We start from the raw sequence: 21,426 nt of genomic DNA, 5'->3' as shown, positions 1-21,426 counted from the left end.
AGGCTTTATTCTAGGCACCCACTGGAACTGATATTAATCAATAGGTTACCTAGACATCATAACGATTGGTTATAAGCACTATAAAAGGACGGAACGGAATTTTGGGAATAACATTTGCTCATCGATGTGTTGTTCTAACGCATTAATCTTAAAAGTGAATCGGAGTCCTTATGGGTACTAAAATTAATAAACTGGCATTAGGTGTTGGCTTATTAGCAGCTTCTTCAGCGGCAACAGCAGCAGAAAAACCAAACATTCTTGCTATCTGGGGTGATGACATTGGTGTATTCAACATCAGTGCATACAACAACGGTATGATGGGTTACGAAACACCTAACATCGACCGTATTGCTAACGAAGGCGCACTATTTACTGACCACTACGGTCAACAATCGTGTACTGCTGGTCGTGCTGCATTCCTAACCGGTCAAGAACCTTTCCGTACAGGTCTACTGACTATCGGTATGCCGGGTTCTGACCACGGTATCCCAGATTGGGCTCCAACGATCGCAGATCTTCTTAAAGAACAAGGCTACATGACAGCTCAGTTCGGTAAGAACCACATGGGTGACCAAGACAAGCACCTTCCAACGAACCACGGTTTTGACCAGTTCTTCGGTAACCTTTACCACTTAAACGCGGAAGAAGAGCCAGAGACATACTACTACCCTAAAGATCCTGAGTTCCGTAAGAACTTCGGCCCTCGTGGTGTCATCAAGTCGACTTCTGACGGTAAGATTGAAGATACAGGTCCTATGACGCGTAAGCGTATGGAACACGCGGATGAAGAGTTCCTAGAAGAATCTCTAGCATTCATGGAAAAAGCAGTGAAAGCTGACAAACCATTCTTCATCTGGCACAACACGACTCGTATGCACGTGTGGACTCGTCTACAAGAGAAATACCAAGGTAAATCTGGTATCAGCATCTACGCAGACGGCATGCTGGAGCACGATGACCAAGTGGGTATCCTTCTAGACAAGCTTGATGAGCTTAAGATCGCAGACAACACAATCGTTATCTACTCGACCGATAACGGTGCAGAGACAGTTTCTTGGCCTGATGGTGGTGCTACTTACTTCCACGGTGAAAAAGGTACAACTTACGAAGGCGGTATGCGTGTTCCTCAGCTAGTTCGCTGGCCTGGAACTATCAAACCGGGAACGAAGATCAACGACATCATGGGCCACCAAGACTGGATCCCTACTCTACTAGCAGCCGCTGGTGACGATAAAGTAGTTGAGAAACTTGCGTCTGACAAAGGTGCGACTTACAACGGTAAAAACTGGCGCGTACACCTAGATGGTTACAACTTCCTACCTTACTTCCAAGGTAAAGAAGAGAAAGGCCCTCGTGATAGCATGCTTTACTTCTCTGCAAACGCTGAGTTAAACGCTGTACGTTGGAATGACTTCAAGATCTCATTCGCGGTAATGGACGGCAACATCACAGATGCTGTACGTTTCCAACCAAACTGGCCTCAAGTCGTTCACCTACGTGCAGACCCATTCGAAAAAGCACCACACGAATCTGGCATGTACCTACGTTGGATGGCAGACAACATGTGGCTATTCGTACCAGTAGGCGGCAAAGTACAAGAGTTCATGAACACGTTACCTGACTACCCAATGCAGAATAGCCAAGTACTGAACCCAGGTAACTTCAACCAGAATGCATACATGCTTCAAGGTAAACTTAAGCAACTAGAAGCGGCAGCAGCGCAAGCTAAATAAGCCTATCTAGGCGATGCAAACTGTATAGATGTGTATTGCACTAAGATTTATAGCAAATACATAATCTAATACGAAAGCCGTGGTTACTCACTTGAGTGGCCACGGCTTTTTTCGTTTAACGCCATTCAGCTTAAATTGAATTGAAAGAACTTCATCCAATTATCACTAAGACCTCCCCATCAACCCCCGCTAGATAACCACTCAAGCGATTTAATTTCCTACCACTTATCTTGCAACATTAACCATGCGCAACTAGGTTTATAAATAACACCTATCATTGGAAAGTGAAGTGAGGGTGATATCAGAAGGATTCTGAGTTGCCATACTTGTCAAAACTAGATGGACTAATGTTATGAAAACGCCATATTTAGCAGGAATCAGCATCACTGTCATTGTCGTTTCAATCGCCTTGCTAGTTTATGATGCGGCCTCTTCAAAAACGCACACTTCATTCGAACACCAAGAAAATCACGCCCATGAAAGCGATCATGATGACTCTCATGCTTCACCACACTCTTCTCATTCACAACACGCACATAAAACCGTGGCTTCAAGCCAGCCCATATCTCCGATTCCAAACTCTCCCGAGATAAATCATGAGCTTGCCAAAATTGGTTGGGTGCTATTTAAAGACCCGAATCTTTCTTCTAATCGCAGTGTGAGCTGTGAAAGTTGTCATAGCCTGCAAACCAACGGCGCAGAGGTGATTCCTGTTTCGATTGGCGTAAACGGCGCAGGAATGAGAAATTCACTCACCGTTTTTAACGCAGTCTTTAACTATCGGTTCTTCTGGGATGGTCGAGTAAACAACCTCGACGATCAAATCGATGGCCCGGTGCACAACGTCGATGAAATGGATTCAAACTGGCAACACATTACGGATTATGTGTCTCATTCGGATACTTACATCAATTTATTCCAAGAACAATCGACGCCCATTGACGAAGCTTCAATTAAGGCAGCACTTATTGAATTTATGCAGGGTTTGACGACACCAAACGCCCCTTTCGATCTGTACTTACAAGGTGACAACGCAGCACTGTCTGAAACCGCTAAACGTGGTTGGGAAACCTTTCAAGAAGAAGGCTGCATTCGTTGCCACCAAGGCACCAATATTGGTGGCGGAATGGTAATGCGATTTGGTTACTTTGGGTTATCGAAAACAGGAGCCGAGCGAAGTGAAGACCAAGGCCGTTTTATGTTTACCGCGCAACCACAAGACAAGCATCTATTTCGTGTTGCTAGCTTAAGAAACGTGGCGATAACCGCGCCCTATTTTCACGACGGACAAACCGCTACTCTAGAGGAAGCCATAAAGATCATGGGTGAAAGCCAACTCGGTAAAACGTTTGAAAAACAGACCATTAACGATATCAAAGTCTTCCTAGAAACCCTAACAGGTAACCGCCCTCAAATGTTATTGGAGTTTGAAAATGAATAAAGTCAGACTCGTCTTTTTGGTGTTTATCTCCCTGTTTGTTGTTTTGATCAGTTTTATCGTATTGACGTATTCAGAGCATGATAAAGTCTCGAAATATGGAGGAGCCATTCGTGAGTTGGGGCATGAGGTTCTGGAGATTCGCGACCACATAACTAACGCTGCGCTCACCGAGATTTCCAATCCTTACCAAATGTCTGCAGATTTAGTCACCCTAGAAAAAGAACTGCAAGCGCTCAGAGATAGCTATCAAGGTGAAAACATACACTCGACCTTCTTTCAACACCTTCCTACACTGGAACTGCTTGATCAATTCCATGATGCGTCTATGTCGAATGTCGATACACTAGACAAGCTCATTGGGCTCAGTGTCGCTCGTCAGTTCATTCTGCAATCCATGACTGAGCGACTCACGAATAGTCAGCCTACAAATAACAATTCTGGCGTAGAATCTGACTTCATCATTCAGAGTGAGCTCCTTGCTAGCGTGTTGTTTTCAAGCGTTAACATTCAACATTCAGGCGTAGATTCAGACTTGGCTAATCTTTCACAGACATTTGTCGAACTTAACCAGCAACATAGCCTTCTTTTATCTCAAGTTCTTGATTTACATAGCACTGAGTATATTGAGCACATAGAACATCAATTTACTGAGCTTCAAGAGCAACTCAAAAGCGTTACCGTTAAGCTGATCCTCACACTTGCGCTACTGACCTTGGTCTTCTCGTTCACCTTATTTATCCTCAGAATCTTCGAACTTAAGAGAAACAACCTCTCTTACCAAGAAGCCGCAGACAAAGCAGAAAGAGCCAGCAAAGCAAAATCTCTCTTTCTCGCGACCATGAGCCACGAGTTACGCACCCCAATGAATGGCGTATTAGGCATCGCTCAGATAATCAAGGAGGATTCACACAGCGAGAATACTCGTAAACACGCCCAAATCATCATCGACTCTGGTCAGCATCTCGTCACCATATTGAATGACATTCTTGATTTTTCTAAGGTCGAACAAGGAAAGATGGAGCTAGAATTAAGCCCCTTCTCGGTTACCGACGTCGTGACACACCTGGATAAAACACTGACGCCTCTTGCAGAAGACAAAGGCCTCGCTTTTATCATTAAAGACAATGTCCCAACCAATCTTCAGCTTATTGGTGATTCAGCACGTACGCGTCAGATACTGTTCAATTTAGCAGGCAATGCAGTCAAATTTACTGAGTCAGGAAAGGTCGAAGTAGAATTCTTGATAGCCCCTACTACTCCACCAAGCGTGAATATTTTAGTGACGGATACGGGTATTGGTATAGCAGAAGACAAGATCGACCATATATTCACGGCATTCGAACAAGCCGAACTATCAACGACTCGTAAGTTTGGCGGAACAGGATTAGGGCTTTCCATTGTGAAACAGTTAGTCGAACTGATGGGCGGCACAATCACAGTGGCTAGCCAGCTTAATTTCGGCACTCGATTTACCATCTCACTTCCTCTTGAAATACATGAAGTCGAAGAAAAAGTCGTCGAAAAAGAGACGCTTAAAGCAAATGATGTACTCGATAACTTGTCGGTATTGTTAGTCGAAGACAACAAAATCAATGCAATGGTAATTAGGAAGTTCTGTGAATCGATCAACTTAACCGTAGAGAACGCCTACGACGGCTTGCAAGCACTCGATAAGCTAGCATCAAATCAATACGACCTCATCATAATGGACAACCACATGCCCAACATGAGTGGTATCGAAGCGATTCAAAAAATCCGCGAAGAACTCAAGCTCACTACCGTTATTTTCGCCTGTACAGCGGACGTATTCAAAGAAGCTCACGATGAATTCATCGTTTCGGGTGCAGATTTCGTTCTCACCAAGCCATTGCAGAAAAACAGCTTACAAAACGCCATCAATGAATTTCATCACCAGTTTGAAGTCAACCGCCATAACTCCGCTAACGCACACAATCTTCCAAACAAGGCAGAAAGCAACGTAACCATATTAACGCGTCATCCTAAGAACAAACTGCCACTCACAGAAGAAGAACTGTCGCGTAGCCAATTCTTAGCCAACGATGAGCTTAAATCAGACGAAAAGCTCAAATGCTTAACTTCTCTCGTTGATGAGCTAGAAAACGAAATCGATGAGTTGATAGAGCTATTTTCAGACGCCAAACAGGATGACCTCTCCAGAACATTAAAGGCGGTTAAAGCGATTGCATCAAGGTATGAAATGAGTGAAGTATTCGAGCTCTCAACCGAGGCTGAAAAGGTAACGGAGAAGCACATCATGCCCGAGGCTGAATTACTTCAGCAACTCATCAATCGCTTGATGGTCAACAGCCATCAAGCAACACGCTTAATACACAAACTCCACCAGCAACGAAAAACGGGGTAAAAGAAGGTGTCATATGATATGGAATGTAAATTTACCTAGCACTGGCCCACATTTATTCTTAGCACTCGGTGCCACCATCATTTTTGTGGTCGACTGTCATGTACCTTTGGGCATTGCCATGGCCGTGCCCTACATTACGATAGTCTTACTCGCAGCCACAACGAAAGATCCACTATCAGCCGTGATGTGGGCTATTGCCTGCACCTTACTTACCTTATTAGGTTACTACTTATCTGGTAGCGGCAGCGAAACCTGGTTCGTCGCCTTCAACCGAGTCATTACCATCTATGCCATTTGGGTGGCGGCAATTATTCCTATTTATATCTCTTTACCTTCTCCTCAAGCCTCACTGGACGTCGATGATGACGTGACAGAGGAAAGTGCAAGATCACGCCCTCACTCGCACAGAAACCGTACAATCGACACGTTCAAAAACTAGGCTTTGGTTAAGTTTCGGTGAATTTTTCCAAATCGAGACAAGGTAGCTTGAAATACTGCTTTATGCATGCGAGTGTAATATAACTCACCTAAATAACTGTATGACTATGAAAACATTACAATCCATTGCGCTGCTTTCCACAATTATCGCAGCGCCACAAGTGTTAGCTGACGTAACAATTGAAGTTCCTTCTAGCGCAGATGCTTTAGTCGAAGTCTTAGCTGTTAATGAGGCTAAACCTGATCTCGACGGTGGTTTCTTCTCTTCGAGCAAAACGATCACCGTTCCAGATGGCGTGAACCAAATCGTTTTCAAATATCAACTGGCTTTCAGCCAAGGTAACGACCGCGAGTTTGTCGATAGCGATACCATCATTGCTACTTTTGATGCGACAGACACAGCATTGACGTTTGACATGCCTAAGTTCCGTAACACCAACGAAGCGAAAAAAGGCCTTCAAAACTTAGATTGGAAACTGGTTGATGAAAACCAAAATGCAATCAGTGTTAAGCAAGATAAGCTAATCAAAGATGGCATGCAGATTGGTCGTAAGTACCCGCAAGAAGCGAAGGAATACAACCAAAAAGGCGGCATCGCAGCACTTACAGTAGGTGCGAGCGCGGGCGCAGCGGCTGCTGTAGCACAACCAGTAACGCTTCCAGCAAAGATTGACGGAAATGCAGCAAATACAGCTGAAGAGATGCTCTATTTCTGGTACGAAAAAGCGGATGCTGAAACCAAGCAGAAATTCAAAGACTACGTGAACAAGTAGCTCAATGGTCTTAATTTAAAAATGAAAGAAGCTGGCACACTGCCAGCTTCTTTTTGTCTTCATCTAGATGATTTAGGCTTATAGAGATTAAGCAGACTCAGTCGATAACACTTTACCATCCACTTTAGTTGGCCATCCTAGCGCTTTATACTCAGCTGCTAGTAAATGGGCACAGCGGCTAGAAACCCTTGTTTTAATCCAGTCACCAAGTCCCAATACTTTATATTCCAATACAGCCATTTTCATAACAATTCTATTCCGCTCTAATTCAATTTATAAATCTAGAGTGAACATTATAGGTATTCTCTTTTGATGTATGTTCCTAAAAGAACACTGTGCATAATTTTTTTCGTTTGATATTGAAGTTCATACCTTAATATCAGCGACAGGATCTCGCATCATCAAATTCATCGGTGAAATACGCTCATACAAACCCTCAATGTCGGTGATAAACACCTTCCCTCTTTGGATCTTCACTAAGCCCTGTTGCTCTATTCCTTTGAGCACCTCATTCAATCTGGGTCTCGAGATCCCGGTAATGGTACTCAATTGAGTTTGTGAGATATTAATACTCACGGTCGCACCTGCAATATTGTTCTGGCGCGCCGCAAGTTCCAACAAAACGTAAATGGTTTTCTGTTCTTTTTCATGAATGGAGGATAAGTAAGCTTGCATCCAAATAGATTGTGCTCTGGTCCCACTGTGCAGCAGCCATTTGAATACCATGCACTGCTCTTCAGCCAGCGCTAACACTTTCTCGGCGGGAAACAGTACCATAGTGATAGGCTCGACCTCCTCTGCCACAGCGAAGAGGTTGTAGTTGGCATGAATAGTCAAAGCGCCTATCCAATCTCCCCTTCCGATCACACCACCGGATATGCTTTTCATATTTTCGGTAGAAAAGCAGATTCCCGCGGAGCCGCTGAGAATATAGAAAACGCCAGGCAGGTTTTGGAATTTTTGGGTAATTTCGAGGCTATGAACACTCGTTTTGAAAACAGCAATTTCGATTAGGCTATCGATCAATTCTTGCGGCAATTCACATGGCCACTCTATTTGTTCACTGATTGTTGGGTCTAACAACGCTGTATTCCTCCTCCGACAATCGCTAACTCTGTATCTATACAGCGTGGTTACTGTATCTCTACACTCCCTCTAAATGTAGTGCATCACAGCCAAGGTAAGCTGTTTTTTGCTAAATAAGATCATATTCTTTAATAAGTTATGTTGTTCCTTGGTCTAACAATCGCTTGCAGCCAATATAAAAACGACCAACATATGTCGGTCGTTATAAGGCGCTATGCTTCAGAGTTTTGGCCGTCGAAATCTAAACGACAGATTACTCAGAATTAGCTTTAGTTTTAGTTTTAGTTAAGTAACCTAGAACAAGCTCTCGATATTGCTGCTTCAATGGCGCTTCAATAAAGCTCGCGTCTATCGCATTCAAACTAAACTGCGCTAGCTCCTGGCACGTCATCTCATGAGCTTGGCTCACCGCATTAAAGTTATCCGACATGTAACCACCGAAATAAGCAGGGTCATCCGAGTTAATCGTTACAGCCACGCCCTTTCTCAGCAGCTCGACAATGTTGTGGTCTTCCATCACATTGAATACGCGCAATTTAATATTCGACAGTGGGCACACCGTCAGTGGCATTTTAGTTTCAATCAGTTCTTCGATTAAAGCTTCGTCTGTCATGCACTGCACACCATGATCCACTCGACTCACGCTGAGCATTTCAATCGCATCGACAATGTTCTGAGCCGGCCCTTCTTCTCCTGCATGAGCCACCGTTAAGAAGCCCGCTTGTTTCGCTTGTTGGAATACACGCTTGAACTTCTCGGGTGGGTGTCCTAATTCAGAAGAGTCCAGCCCAACCCCGACGATCTTATCTTTATGCTTCAACACATCAGCGAACGTTTGAATGGCACTCTCTTCAGACAGATGTCGTAAGAAACAAGCGATGATTTGAGAAGAGATACCTAACTGTTTTTGACCACTTTCGAGCGCACGATGAATCCCGTTAATAACAGTTTCAAATGCAATACCACGCTCCGTATGTGTTTGAGGATCAAAGAAAATCTCAGTATGAATAACATTGTCGGCTTTACAGCGCTCTAAATACGCCCAAGTCAAATCATAGAAATCTTGTTCCGTGCGCAATGCATCGGCACCTTGATAATAGATATCCAGAAATGATTGCAAATCATCAAATTCGTATGCGCGTCTTAGTTGTTCTGGGGATGAATAAGGCAGATCAATGCCATTGCGTTGAGCAAGTTGGAAAAGTAACTCAGGTTCGAGCGAGCCTTCAATGTGTAAATGCAACTCTACTTTTGGGAGCCCTTGAATAAATGCGTTCATGTTTCACCTACTATGGATTTTAGGTGTGCACTTACTCTGAATAATAGACAGGATATTTTTGAACGCCATTACAAAGAGTAAGAACACAATTGTGATCTAAACCCTTCGTAATCAGCACTTTGCGGGAGCTGGTAGAGACCCCCAAACCATATCATTGGGGTTATACGAAGCAAACGGTTGCTACTATACAGAGTTCAGTGTGAATTTCACTAATCGTTTCTCGATAAAACTAATAAATTACTCAGTAGCATTTCAGAATACTCGCCACACCTTATTCAGAACGACATTCTAATGTTAGGTTGACACACTTCAGTTATTGCCGCTATTTTGTCTAAAACCACAAAAGACGGTCGATATGAAAAACAACCCATTCGCGAGCTTTGAGGATCTCCTCTCTCACCAAACCAACACTTTGACCGCATGCCAACCCAAAGATTTCGATAGCGCTTTTTTGTTACTGGCAAGAGAAGCGCTCGCTTGGTTTAAGCTCGACAGACTTACCCTATTTCCAAACTCAATGATTCTTCTGGATACAGGAAAAAGTATTTCCGTATCCCAAACAGATACTCCACCGCTTGAAATGGAACGCTTTCTAAAAGGCAATTATCTTGATTACCTTAAGCTTTTACGTTCAAAAGAGTGTTGGCAGTTGTTCCCTGAAGAAACACTAAAGAACCATAAACTCGACCCGTTACGTGTACTTTATGAAGAAGGTGCTCATTGGCATGGGATTGTAAGCCTTTCGTTGTTTGGTCAGCAGTGGGGAGCTATCGGCTTCTCACGGTTCAATCGTTACGATAAGCCAATTGAAGAGGCTGACATGAAGCGAATCAAATTGCTGAGTGATATCTGGCTCTGTTTTTGGCAGCATTCCAAAATGACGCGTAGTGTCACCAGCGATGAAACCAATAATATTAACGAGAGTGAAAAGCTATTATTGCTGACCAAAAGGCAGTGTGCGGTTCTGACTCAATTGGCACAAGGTTATACCGCAAAGCAATGTGCTGAGATCCTCTTTTTAAGCCCTAGAACCATTGAGTCACACAAATACCGCATGTTGGATATTTTGGAACTCGACAACCATACCGAACTGATTCAGTTTGCACTGCGAAATGGCTTTGGCATCGATAATCCATAGCGATATTATTAAAAGATCTGATAGTGACGAATGCTTATAAACACAAAACCCTCAAGCAAATAAAGTTTGAGGGTTTTATTAAAATGACTTTGTTAATTAATATCTTATTCAACTGTTTCAGTTATATCGAGTCACTTCGCCTTCATAGGTAATCTGGTCGTATTCTCGACATCAACAACATATCAATGTACTTACCGCCTTTGAACGTACTGAGTCTTTTTGTGCCTTCTAACTGAAAACCTACACGTTCATACAAAGCAATCGCGGCGTGGTTATCAGCATGAACCTCTAACTCAAGACGCACGAGGTTAAGCCAGTTATCCGCCTGATTGATCGCTTCTTGCATTAACGCCTTACCGACCCCTTTACCATGCATATCCGGGTGAATAGCAATACCAAGACCAGCGCTGTGCCTGTCTCTTACCTTGGTGGTCATGAATAAAGTAATGTGACCCACTACTTTGCCGGATACTTCCGCAACCAAAGTGAAATGGTCTGAATGACCAAACAGTCGCTCCACTTGTTCAGAACTAAGATAAGGCTTTTGTGAGGTGTTTTCTGAAACTGAAGGGCGGCGATAAATATCGAAAATATCTTGGCTATCCGTTGCTTCTAAATGTCTAATTTGTATTTCCAAAGCGCTTCCTTATCCTATTATTTCTATCCATAAGCTAATTGTCATATTACGGATAGCAACGGGCACCTACAATCTTTAAAGGTGTAAGTGCCCGAAATAATTAAACAAATAGTAAGACTGAACTTAAACTTTTGCTTTGATGAGTATGTTTAACATAGTACGAATATCAGAATTTATAGTCCACACCCACACTCGCTAATACTTGCTCGGAGTTATAGAAATCGATATTAGAGTCTATGCTTCTTAGACCCAGTAAAGTAATGAACGCCCAATCTTTATAACCCATCAAACCACCAAACTCATACGCTAAAAAAGCACCGTATTCGCTCTCATCACGGGCTTTTCCATAGATTGGGTTCGCTTCATCGTACTGACGATCATGTGCATCCAACGTGACAACAAAACCGTGACGACCAATTTTCTTGGCGTAATTTAATTCAATACCGTAACTATCAAAGCTAAACGCTCCGCCTTCCGCATCAGAGTGGAAATACACCATGGATGGAACGAACACACCCGCTTGGTTAGCTAAGATGAAAGGGTATCCTGCTTTGGCATACACATAGATTCGTTCCCTATTAAGCAGTGCTATCTCTTCAGCAGATAGCCCCAATGAAGTCCCAGACAGCTCATCATCAACGTCGGACTCACCAATCGCGAAATCCGTTCGAAAGCCAGTGCCGCCTATGTTGGTCATTTGCAATCGCCCAACATTACCTTTTAAATCGGTTTCGTTTCGATTAACGCCAACCGCGTAAGGGTCAGACCAAGCCTTACCCGAGACAAGCGTAGGAAGAACAGAAAAATCCAATATGGTGCCGCCAGAAAGTTGATATCGATAACCGATCTCAAACGCAATGGTACCTGTTGCAATATCCTCTCGTGTTGTACCCGCATACACTTGGTGAGTCAGCGATTCGCCAAAAGTATATTGAACAGTACCCAAAAAGCCGAGTAGCCCTTGGTTTTCACTCTCCCCTTCCTGGGTGTTGGTGGCTTGATTCGAATCTTGTTCAGTACTCAAATTACTACTGTCAGAGTAGAAACCAGCTAATACACTGAAGTTACCGCTGAAGCCTTCACTTGGAGCAAGGCCACTGTATGCAGGCATTGAAGCCAATGCAGAAAAGACTACTGGTAAAACAAACCTCATATTCACATCCATTATTTGAATAATCATCAAATAACTATAAGCATAAAAATGGAATTATAACAAGCATTTAACAATATAAATTTATTCGCTTGCCGCAGTCGATATCATTAACCATTCACTCAAAGACACAACAAATTGATCTATCACGATTGGGCTTTCGTAATACCTCTCGAAAATAACGGACAAAACTCAAAGGAAGACAATATGTTTAATAAATTAATCAAAACCATGTCAGTGCTAATTGCGACGCTTCTTTTTACGGCTTTTGCTCACGCTGATCACCACGGGATGAAGAAAGACATCGTTGACGTGGCGGCTGAAAACGGCTCTTTCAATACCTTGGTAGCGGCAGTAAAAGCGGCAGGCTTAGTTGAAACATTGAAAGGTGATGGTCCCTTCACTGTGTTTGCGCCAACGGATGAAGCGTTCGCTGCACTACCAGAGGGAACGGTTGATATGCTGTTGAAGCCTGAAAACAAAGACAAGCTCATCGCAGTACTGACCTATCATGTGGTGCCAGGAAAAATAATGGCGTCAGAAGTGATGAAACTTGATAGTGCTGTAACAGTGCAAGGCGAAGCGGTAATGGTAGGGATGGATCACGGTAGCGTCATGATCAATAAAGCCGAGGTCGTGATGGCAGATGTTGAAGCGAGCAATGGTGTCATCCATGTGATCAATGGTGTGTTACTGCCTAAATAGCAAAGACGAACACAGTCCAAAGGTTCTTAGAGGGTGCGACAGGTTCACACCCTTTTCATGTTTAAATACCAAGTAAAGATAGGTATCAAACTAGTCGAGCCTGCCTTTAGATAAGCAAAAACCCGCATTACATAAACAAGCGCCCGAATATCAGAAAGGCCGCCATCGATACCACCTTCGTGAAGACCACCACCCAGATGCAATCACCAATACTAGAGTGCGTTGCTTTCCCCAGTAGGAACACAAACAGAATCAACCCTAACACCCAGCCCACTGTTGGAATCAATGACACCAATGCAACGATAACAGCAATAGTAAGAAGGGATTTAAAATCTGCGACCACGAAAGACATCTTAGAGGCGATGTACATGCAACATGCGGTAATTAATGCGTCCATCACAAACGCTAAAGCTTCAATTCCCACTTTTCTTCCTTCACTGATATTAGTTGAAGTGAATATTATCTCTAAAGTGATGATTTTTCTTGAATAAGAGAACAAAAAGCAGGTGAAAACTGTATCAAAAATGAGATTACCGTTCGTCTGAAAGCACAGGTTTATTTGCTCGAGTCTTCTAGGCCTTTGACCAGTGCTCCCGAACGAGTCTGATTTGCTTTTTGATAGGCATCAAAGCCATCTTCACGTTTACCTCCGAACAAACAAAGAAACGAGTTGATGACAAATGAAAAGAATGAAATGACAACAACAAAGAGAGGAAATAGCCCCGACACCCCAGCATCTAAGGCAAGAACGCCAACAGCGAAGGACAACATCGACACTAATGTATATAGTTTAGATCTACTCACATGACTCATGAACAACACTCCTTGTATTCACTCAATGTTTAGATTAGACAAATTATCTTGCACACAATTTGAACTCATCGACAATATCAATAGATCAGGAAAAGTTATCCTTAATAAGGTTCATTAATATTTCAAACTCGATGTCTGTATCCCTAAGAACACGAGTCCACCTATTCAGCTGCCTTGTCCATCTTCAACTATCTTTTCCATCACGTAATTGGTCAGCTTTACGCCCCGCATTTCGACTTCCTGTTCATTTACTAACTTAAAGCCAAGGTGCTCATAAAAAGGCCTTGCGGTAATACTTACTTCAGAGAAATATCTCGATACGCCACGAACTCGACCCACAGTGAAAACATGTTCCATCAACGCTTTCCCTACCCCCTTCCCTTGATATTCGTGGTGACAGAAAAAGTGATCAATCAAGCCGTTGGGTTGCAGGTCAGTATAGCCAACAACGCAGCCATCGAGCTCAGCCACAAAGGGTTGTAACCCATTCATACGCTTTTGCCATAACGCAAAGTCAAAGCTACTGGGTGCCCAAGCTTCGACTTGCTGTTGAGAATAATCTCGAACATTCACGTTACGTACGGTATGAAAGAAGATCTCCCACAGTGCTTTGTCATCACTCGCTTGATAGTTTCGAATTCTAACCACGACATACTCCTTTTTGCCTTAAGTTCTTTCAGAGGTGCAAATAGACAGCGGAATCAGCAGGCTCAATAGTCCAAGCTCAACAGGCTCTGTAACCTGTACTCAACAGCCTCAACTTTAGAACAAGATATCAACGATAAAACACAGCCAACCAGATCGTCACCGTATCTTTATCTGTACCAACAACCTTGTGCTTTTCTCTCGCAGCAATGTTGATGTAATCCCCTTTAGACAAGGTAACAACGCGTCCATCTTCAAACTCGATGACGCCTTGACCTTCAATCACCATCACCCATTCGTTCTCATCTTGGTCATACCAACCCTCTTCTGGTGAACTGTGTCCATGCGACAATATTCTTTCAATTCGAACACTATCGTTGGCAATCAGATCATTGAATATCTCATTGGGTATTGATGAAGGAACATCATTGTAAATGTTTGGCATCAAGCTCTCCTAGCTAGCATTGAATTGATTAACAATTTGGGCTTAACTGCACTGTAAACCTAAGCAGCGGCACTCTTTCTGAAGTAAAAACGGTAATAGCCCACCAAGTTACTGCAGATAAACAGCGCCTCCATCACAACCGCTGTTGGCGAGCCAACTAAGTAATTGTGAACCAACCAAAAGCTGGTTCCAATGATCATCAATTCTCTTAATCGACGGTCATCTTTATTGAAGGCTGCAAAGGTCTGAAATACGGAGGCAAAGCAACTCAATATGCTAGTTAGCCCTGAGTAAGTCACTGCGGTTGCGACCACCGACATCGAACAAAACAAATATTTAAACTTAGACGAGGTAGAAAATACGCTCGTCAAATAGCGAATCGTGGCAATCGTCATTAAGCTCGCCGCTGTCCATTGTTCAAGTAGGATAAAGTGACTCGAAATAAGAACGCCAGCAAAGAACAGACAAGTGACGATTTTCTTCCTTTCCTTGAATTGGAATGACAGAAGATCAAAACAAATGGCTATCGCGACTAATACTTGAGAAAGGTAAAAGGCAGACACGGTGATTCCTTCAATAATACATTACGCTCTAGCCGCCTCTTTTAACTGTGAACAGTCGAATAAAACGTACTAGGCGGTTCCAACGATACAGGTCAAACAGCGCTCTAAAACTTCTATAGAGACCTACAGCTTCTATAGAGATCTAAAGCTTCAACACGCCAGCAATCACAGTGGTCGCAGAACCGATTAACTTTATTCGCCCATTAGCTAAGAGCTCTGTCGACATATAACCACCACGACGAGACGCCTGATAAGCACTGAAACGGATTTTGTTGAGCTTTTCTGCCCAGTGCTGCGCCAATGCGCAATGCGCCGACCCTGTAACAGGATCTTCATTAACCCCAACCCAGGGTGCAAAGTAACGAGAAACAAAATCAAGTCCCGTATTTGCTGTCAATGCTGTGACCACAACACCGCGACCTTGAATGCCTTTTAACGCATCAAAGTTTGGTGAAAGCTCCAATAACGCTTGTTCGTTGGAAACTTCGATTAACTGCTTAGAGTCAAATTCTCTAAATGAAACGACTTGGTGCGGCTCTATTCCTAAGTGTTCAAGCAGCTTGAGATTGGGTTCAGAACGCAATGATAGCTGTGTACTAGGAAAATCAAGCTCGATAGACGATTCACAAACGGCGGCAGATAACTCCCCAGACAAAGTGTTAAACACGACCTTATCACCTGTGTCAAGCAGCCCTTGCTCTTTCATTACATGAACCGTTGCCAGTGTGCCATGCCCACACAGCTTCACTTCGACTTCAGGAGTGAACCATTTAAGCGTCATAGTGTTAAGCGCAAGAAAAGCCGTCTCTGATACCGCCATCTCTTCAGCGATTGAAAACATTAGCGACTCATCAAGTAGATCTTGAGAAATGCAGACCCCAGCTGGGTTTCCTTTAAAAGCTTGAGTTGTGAACGAGTCCACTTGATATATATCTAAATTCACAATAGTTCCTAGCTCTAATATTGGATAAATATTGTTGCCTACAATAAGCACAAACACCCCGTGCTACAAGTGTTCAACAGCAACGTTATTAATACTTATTTAAGAAGTAAAGAATGATAAACAAAGAGTTATGAAAATAATAGGCGGATTAAGCAGAAGGTTTATTATCGGGCAGATAAGAGATAAAACGTATCTGCCTGGTAGGAAACAAACACACATTCGCGGCACATAGGCATTGTATAGTGCCACAAACGTAAGGTTACTCAGCAATGGTGAATCTACTGACGTACCAGAGCAGATTTCACAATGGTCAAGCCAAGCAGACCCAGCATGACTCCTGTCACTTTATCAATATAGTAAGCAACACGTGTAAACTCTTGACGCACTTTAGGTGCAGATAACAGGAAGATGATCGCCGCATCCCATACAAATACAACCACCGTCATCCAAATACCTAACCCCAACTTAAACATGAAGCCAATGTCATTGTTCAACACAACCGTGAATAAGCTCAAATAGAACAAAAGGTTTTTAGGATTAAGGATTCCCGATAGAAAACCCGTAACAAATTCTTTAAGAAAAGTGGTTTGATTGGAGGCACCTTCTTCGTCAACATCGAAATTACTGTAATTGCTTTTTTTCGCTCTTATCGCTTGCACAGCAAGATAAACAAGAAACACACCACCAATGATCTTGAGTGCAATCATAATAGAAACGGATGCTGCCAAAATCGAGCCTACACCAACTAGGCACAAAGCAATGTAAACCGCATTCGCACTGGCAATACCGAATGCAACGCCTAGTGCTTTTCTTCCCTTATTTCGAACAGCACTCTTCACTACAATCACAAAGTCTGGTCCGGGGCTCAACAACGCCAAAAAATGAGCAATCGCCACGGTAACAAAAATCCCAACTAAACCTGCATCCATAAATCAATGTCCTTATTGTGAAATTTAATGCATTATTATCGCATAATTAACTTGTAGTTGGTTTTTTGGTTCATAATTAATGTTTCGATACTAAGAGAATCAGACGGGCAACACGTTTTCATAAGCCTCGTAAGGTAAAGACGATCTAATAACCGACTTTCCAACATTTAGTTCAGATAGTTAATCCATTATTTTGCCTAGCGATCTCATAACCAAGACTCATTTTCCTTCTATTTTGGTAATTAAAAGTCTGTGTTCGCATGCATTGCATTAGGTTGTACTAAAATAAGAGCCGTAAATTTGAATCATGTCGCAGATTTTGGGCTACGATTTAGTTATCACGTACGAAAGGGAATCCGTCAGTGAAAGCGTTTTGTGTATCAATTCTCGCGTCAACATCCTTTTTGGCTAGCCCTGTATTTGGCCAGCAGCATGATATTTATCTCTACAATTGGGATGAATTTTTATCTGACAGCGTCGTTACCCAGTTAAGTGATACCTACGGCATCTCACTAAAGCAACAATTCTTCTCTGATGAGTCAATAAGGGATGAGGTTTTATTAAGCGAGCGTCGAGGCGCTTTTGAACTGGTCATCGTCGAAAGCGTAAAACTTAAGGCATTAGCCAAACAAAACCTTTTCCATAACCTAAGTGACTTACAACAATCCATTGAAAGCAATTTTGACCCCAGGTGGGCGGATGGGTGTGGTGAGTATGGAATTCCTTACGCGTGGGGAACATCCGGTATTCTTTATCGCAGTGATAAAGTCTCCGCCCCAGAATCTTGGATGGCGATTCTTGAACCCGACTCGAAAGTCAGTGGCCGTATAAGTATGTACTACGACCCCACCGACTTGGTAAGCACGGCGTTATTGGTCAATCGATTTGACCCATTTACTAATAATGAACAAGAACTTCGTGTTGCGTACAAAACGCTACAACTGCAAAAACCACATCTTGAAAGCAATGAGTATGTCATCGACCACATCCACCAGCTTGAGCGTCTAGCCAATATCGACCTCGCCTACGGATATTCAGGTGACAGCTATGTGCTTAATGATGCCGAACCTGAAGCATTTTGGGCCTACGCAGTGCCTCAAGAAGGAACGACCTTATGGTTAGAGTGTATGGCTGCAATTAACAACGGAGAGTTATCTCCACAGGCAACCACTATCCTCTCCTTCCTATCGCAACCTGAAATAGCCGCTCAAAACGCAATGGATTCATGGTTTGCAACACCAAGTTCAAAAGCAAAAGCACTCACTTCTCAGGAGTATCAAAACGATCCCGAGCTTTTCCCGAGTAAAGCAGTATTAGATCGCAGCTACCTTTATCAGCCGTTAGAACCGAGTAGCATTCAAATTCGCAATCGTATTGTCGACAGTTTGAGATAACTCATGCCCGTTTTGAAGAAGCTCTATTTCGTACTTTTACCCACGCTACTGTTGGTCTTTCTGATCGCAGGAATCGTGTCATACAACTTCGCGTCAAATCACGCTAAGCATATGTACCTAGACAAAGTGCAATCTGATGTGAATACCGCTTTAGTCGCTGCAGAGTATGAGCAACTCGGCTTATCCTTACTGGTCAAAGATATTGGGTCTTCGTTGCAGTTTCTTCGCTATATTCAAAACCCAGGCGACTACACGACTCTATCGCTATTGGAGAAACGAGTACTTCGTGTATTAAGCCAGAATCACGTCAATCAATTTGGACAACGCAATGTTTATATCGTGGACCCTAAGTTCAAATTAACGCTTTCGACTCTCAGAACCGATCCTTTCGAGGGGCTAAAAATCCCTGACAAGATTTATGAAAGAGTCTTCGACATATACACCTCGTTAATCAGCAAGAAGGAACTCTCCTACGAAGGCTTCTCTTATATCTCGATTAGTGGCGAGCTCAGATATTCGTATGTTGCGGCAATTGACCCTTACCTCCTTCCTCAAGATAAACGTGCAAGTAACAGTTTAGATCGCTACATCTTGATTGCTGACGGACCTCTGATACAACTCTCTAGCTTATTAATCAAATACAATGACGATGACAATATTCAGTTCTTAATCGAGCCATCCTCAGACGCTGCCAACATCGAAAATACCCAATTCGTTATCAAATCAATTGAGCAAACCCAAGATAATATCAATGTGCAGATGACCAGCCGACATCTCATCGCGCAAGTAAATATTCGAGAACAAAAGTTCAACCATGAGAAAGCCATCATCGCTAAACAAACCTTGTTGGGTGGCTTTGGTACTCTCTTTACGATCATGTTAATCGTACATTTAGTGGTGCGTTACCAACTTGTGCGCCCGCTTAAAGACTTACTGCAAGAGATATCGATCGGTGGGCTCAAACTTAGATACTTCAAACGTTCATCAGGACAGAGTGAAATTGATGGATTGAAAAACGCTTACATCGACTCATTAACGGAATTGAAATTCGAAGCTGAATTCGACCAACTCACCAAGTTAGCCAATCGCCGCTCTTTCATCAGACACCTAGATGTACGCTTAAAAAGCTCAATGAACCCACACTGCTATGTCGTTTGTTGGGACATCATCGACTTTCGTAAAATCAACGATCTCTATGGTGCAAAAGTTGGTGATAATGTACTGATAAGCTTGGCCAAAGCACTGAAAGAAACGCTACAAAACCAGCAATCATCTTTGGGCTTTAGTTGCAGTGATTACTCTTTAGCAAGACTGGGAGGAAACCAGTTTATTGCGATTTTAGAGACGGATAAGCATCAACTGATCAACGAAGAAATTGAGAACATCAACAATACACTGACGGGCACTACATTCCTTGACTACTATGGGTTCCGACTATCGCTCGCAACAGGCGTTTTGCCGCTCGACACACCCAAATTCGAAAATATTTGGCACCGATGCATCGATGAAATGTTGGCTAACGCGAAGTCTCATAGCGATGGGGAAAGTCGCATTGTTTACGGTGAAGAGTTGTTACATACCTTGGAACGACATGACGTTGTAGAGAAAAGACTCTTAGAGTGCTGCGAAAGTGATAACTTTGAACTTCGCTTTATGCCGATTTTTAACGCCAAGACACTTCAGATAGATGGCGCAGAGTGCCTGATTCGTTGCCCAGCTTTATTTGATATCGATGCGGGCCCAGAAGAATTTATCCCAGTTGCAGAAAAGAGTAACCTTATTGCCAGGCTAGATATGTGGGTCATTAGCACCGCTATCAAAAGCTATAAAGAGCTTTCAGAACTTCATAAGTACAATGGCACTCTGTCGATTAATATTTCGGCGATGGAGCTCTACAACCGTAATTTTGCCGACAACATCCGTAAAGTACTCGAACGTTATAAAGTGCCACCTGGCAATATTATTATAGAAATAACCGAAACCAGTTATGTGAAAAGTACCAAGCTCACAGTACAGACTATCGAGAGCCTCAGAAGCTTAGGTTTAAAGGTTTCCCTCGACGATTTTGGTACAGGCTATACAGCGTTTAATCAGCTTCTTCACTACCCTGTAGATGAGCTCAAAATTGATAAAAGCTTTATTGATAACATGGTAGACGACAAAGCCGACCGTAAGATGGTCGAATCAATGGTTAACTTAGGCCACTCTTGTGACACGTTAGTCGTCGGTGAAGGTGTTGAATCTATAGAGCAGTATCACTACCTCAGAAAAGCGAACTGTGACCTAATACAAGGCTACTTCTTCAGTCAGCCACTCACTTATCTGGAATTCATCGACTTTGTTCGAAACCATAACCCTCAAGCGATTTTAAATCCGAAATCCGTTACCAGATCGAGTGCTTAAAACGAGTCATTGCACGGAATCATTATTAATAGTCACAAGTAAGCAACCTTCACTGCCTTAATAAGTGTCGGATGACAAAGTTTGATCAGTTCCAATAAAGATTGATCGATTTTTGGCTGTATGTAGTCAGACGGGAGCAGGTCAGCTAAAACACTTTTGCCCCATTTTAAGGTAGAGCCAACATTCATTCACGTTCTTGTTAATGTACAGTTGCTCTACTAAAAGTTATCCATTCAGATAGTAAATCTAGTCAACACCTGCCGCCAGTATCCCGTTAAACAATACAGGGAAAGTCATCTAGATGAATCTTACTACTTCCATATAAAAATAATAGCTATATCACTGAGTGCATAAATTTACGATGTTTTTGATATCACATTCTGTTAAATTCTAACAAAAATATTCAGGACAATTATTTATGAGTGAAGGTATTTGGGTATCAACTACCGAGTCAGAAACACCCCAAGGAAACCCAATTGAGACGTTACGTATATACGACTTAGAGCATGGAGTTGGCTATAAAAAAAG

At 42.8% G+C, this 21,426-nt stretch carries 21 protein-coding genes and 1 riboswitch; of the genes, 9 read left to right on the top strand and 12 right to left on the bottom strand.

Going from position 1 to position 21,426, the window contains the following annotated elements:
• Nucleotides 1-170 precede the first annotated feature (170 nt).
• The 5 genes from AB6E85_RS04915 to AB6E85_RS04895 all read left to right on the top strand — a co-directional run bounded on the left by AB6E85_RS04915 (nt 171) and on the right by AB6E85_RS04895 (nt 6,768).
• Nucleotides 171-1,733 (top strand): arylsulfatase, encoded by a 1,563-nt coding sequence (locus AB6E85_RS04915; protein WP_048611100.1) that lies wholly within the window; start codon nt 171-173, stop codon nt 1,731-1,733.
• A gap of 352 nt (nt 1,734-2,085) precedes the next feature.
• Nucleotides 2,086-3,174, top strand: a complete 1,089-nt coding sequence (locus tag AB6E85_RS04910) for a cytochrome-c peroxidase (RefSeq protein ID WP_372141683.1) — start codon at nt 2,086-2,088, stop codon at nt 3,172-3,174.
• Nucleotides 3,167-5,557: an ATP-binding protein gene (locus tag AB6E85_RS04905; protein ID WP_372141681.1), complete on the top strand. Its 2,391-nt coding sequence runs from the start codon at nt 3,167-3,169 to the stop codon at nt 5,555-5,557. Before AB6E85_RS04910 ends, AB6E85_RS04905 begins: the two co-directional genes overlap by 8 nt.
• Before the next feature lie 13 nt (nt 5,558-5,570).
• Nucleotides 5,571-5,996 carry a hypothetical protein gene (locus AB6E85_RS04900; RefSeq protein WP_372141679.1) on the top strand — a complete coding sequence of 142 codons (426 nt, stop codon included), beginning with the start codon at nt 5,571-5,573 and terminating at the stop codon, nt 5,994-5,996.
• Between the two features lie 106 nt (nt 5,997-6,102).
• On the top strand, nt 6,103-6,768 hold the full coding sequence (locus tag AB6E85_RS04895) for a DUF2057 family protein (RefSeq protein ID WP_050646096.1): 666 nt from the start codon (nt 6,103-6,105) through the stop codon (nt 6,766-6,768).
• An 87-nt stretch (nt 6,769-6,855) separates the two neighbouring features.
• Here the strand turns inward: AB6E85_RS04895 and AB6E85_RS04890 are convergent, their stop codons facing one another.
• The 3 genes from AB6E85_RS04890 to AB6E85_RS04880 form a co-directional block, all read right to left on the bottom strand.
• On the bottom strand, nt 6,856-7,014 hold the full coding sequence (locus AB6E85_RS04890; RefSeq protein ID WP_017070406.1) for a hypothetical protein: 159 nt from the start codon (nt 7,012-7,014) through the stop codon (nt 6,856-6,858).
• Between the two features lie 120 nt (nt 7,015-7,134).
• Nucleotides 7,135-7,851, bottom strand: a complete 717-nt coding sequence (locus AB6E85_RS04885) for a Crp/Fnr family transcriptional regulator (RefSeq protein WP_050712525.1) — start codon at nt 7,849-7,851, stop codon at nt 7,135-7,137.
• A 256-nt stretch (nt 7,852-8,107) separates the two neighbouring features.
• Nucleotides 8,108-9,133: an adenosine deaminase gene (locus tag AB6E85_RS04880; RefSeq protein WP_372141677.1), complete on the bottom strand. Its 1,026-nt coding sequence runs from the start codon at nt 9,131-9,133 to the stop codon at nt 8,108-8,110.
• Nucleotides 9,134-9,221: 88 nt separating this feature from the next.
• Nucleotides 9,222-9,321: riboswitch (purine riboswitch) on the bottom strand.
• 167 nt (nt 9,322-9,488) lie between these two features.
• On the opposite strand from AB6E85_RS04880, the gene AB6E85_RS04875 reads away from it, so the two are divergent.
• Nucleotides 9,489-10,271, top strand: a complete 783-nt coding sequence (locus tag AB6E85_RS04875) for a response regulator transcription factor (protein WP_372078993.1) — start codon at nt 9,489-9,491, stop codon at nt 10,269-10,271.
• A gap of 142 nt (nt 10,272-10,413) precedes the next feature.
• On the opposite strand, the gene AB6E85_RS04870 is transcribed toward AB6E85_RS04875, so the two are convergent.
• Together AB6E85_RS04870 and AB6E85_RS04865 are read right to left on the bottom strand one after the other, a co-directional pair.
• Nucleotides 10,414-10,908, bottom strand: a complete 495-nt coding sequence (locus tag AB6E85_RS04870) for a GNAT family N-acetyltransferase (protein WP_333009120.1) — start codon at nt 10,906-10,908, stop codon at nt 10,414-10,416.
• A 166-nt stretch (nt 10,909-11,074) separates the two neighbouring features.
• Nucleotides 11,075-12,061 (bottom strand): DUF2860 family protein, encoded by a 987-nt coding sequence (locus AB6E85_RS04865; RefSeq protein ID WP_048608552.1) that lies wholly within the window; start codon nt 12,059-12,061, stop codon nt 11,075-11,077.
• Between the two features lie 204 nt (nt 12,062-12,265).
• On the opposite strand from AB6E85_RS04865, the gene AB6E85_RS04860 reads away from it, so the two are divergent.
• A complete protein-coding gene (locus AB6E85_RS04860) occupies nt 12,266-12,763 on the top strand; it encodes a fasciclin domain-containing protein (protein ID WP_372141676.1) in 498 nt (165 codons plus the stop codon).
• Between the two features lie 127 nt (nt 12,764-12,890).
• Here the strand turns inward: AB6E85_RS04860 and AB6E85_RS04855 are convergent, their stop codons facing one another.
• The 7 genes from AB6E85_RS04855 to AB6E85_RS04825 all read right to left on the bottom strand — a co-directional run bounded on the left by AB6E85_RS04855 (nt 12,891) and on the right by AB6E85_RS04825 (nt 17,101).
• The gene (locus AB6E85_RS04855; protein WP_017064710.1) at nt 12,891-13,187 is read right to left on the bottom strand and encodes a hypothetical protein; all 297 of its coding nucleotides are present in this window, start codon (nt 13,185-13,187) and stop codon (nt 12,891-12,893) included.
• A 131-nt stretch (nt 13,188-13,318) separates the two neighbouring features.
• Entirely contained in the window at nt 13,319-13,576 is a 258-nt protein-coding gene (locus tag AB6E85_RS04850; RefSeq protein ID WP_050633506.1) for a hypothetical protein, read from the bottom strand.
• Nucleotides 13,577-13,741: 165 nt separating this feature from the next.
• Nucleotides 13,742-14,224: a GNAT family N-acetyltransferase gene (locus AB6E85_RS04845; protein WP_372141675.1), complete on the bottom strand. Its 483-nt coding sequence runs from the start codon at nt 14,222-14,224 to the stop codon at nt 13,742-13,744.
• A 127-nt stretch (nt 14,225-14,351) separates the two neighbouring features.
• On the bottom strand, nt 14,352-14,666 hold the full coding sequence (locus tag AB6E85_RS04840; protein WP_193840315.1) for a cupin domain-containing protein: 315 nt from the start codon (nt 14,664-14,666) through the stop codon (nt 14,352-14,354).
• Between the two features lie 59 nt (nt 14,667-14,725).
• Nucleotides 14,726-15,229 (bottom strand): YgjV family protein, encoded by a 504-nt coding sequence (locus tag AB6E85_RS04835; RefSeq protein ID WP_372141674.1) that lies wholly within the window; start codon nt 15,227-15,229, stop codon nt 14,726-14,728.
• A gap of 142 nt (nt 15,230-15,371) precedes the next feature.
• A complete protein-coding gene (locus AB6E85_RS04830) occupies nt 15,372-16,172 on the bottom strand; it encodes a PhzF family phenazine biosynthesis protein (protein ID WP_372141673.1) in 801 nt (266 codons plus the stop codon).
• A gap of 278 nt (nt 16,173-16,450) precedes the next feature.
• The gene (locus AB6E85_RS04825) at nt 16,451-17,101 is read right to left on the bottom strand and encodes a LysE family translocator (protein ID WP_372141672.1); all 651 of its coding nucleotides are present in this window, start codon (nt 17,099-17,101) and stop codon (nt 16,451-16,453) included.
• Between the two features lie 362 nt (nt 17,102-17,463).
• On the opposite strand from AB6E85_RS04825, the gene AB6E85_RS04820 reads away from it, so the two are divergent.
• The gene (locus AB6E85_RS04820) at nt 17,464-18,495 is read left to right on the top strand and encodes a spermidine/putrescine ABC transporter substrate-binding protein (protein ID WP_372141671.1); all 1,032 of its coding nucleotides are present in this window, start codon (nt 17,464-17,466) and stop codon (nt 18,493-18,495) included.
• A 3-nt stretch (nt 18,496-18,498) separates the two neighbouring features.
• On the top strand, nt 18,499-20,898 hold the full coding sequence (locus AB6E85_RS04815; RefSeq protein ID WP_372141669.1) for a putative bifunctional diguanylate cyclase/phosphodiesterase: 2,400 nt from the start codon (nt 18,499-18,501) through the stop codon (nt 20,896-20,898).
• The last annotated feature ends 528 nt before the right edge of the window (nt 20,899-21,426 follow it).

This window comes from Vibrio sp. 10N.247.311.51, assembly GCF_041467855.1.
Classification (GTDB): Bacteria; Pseudomonadota; Gammaproteobacteria; order Enterobacterales; family Vibrionaceae; genus Vibrio; species Vibrio coralliirubri.
The sequence above is the reverse complement of the archived record's forward strand: the minus strand, read 5'-3'. Positions and strand labels throughout refer to the sequence as shown.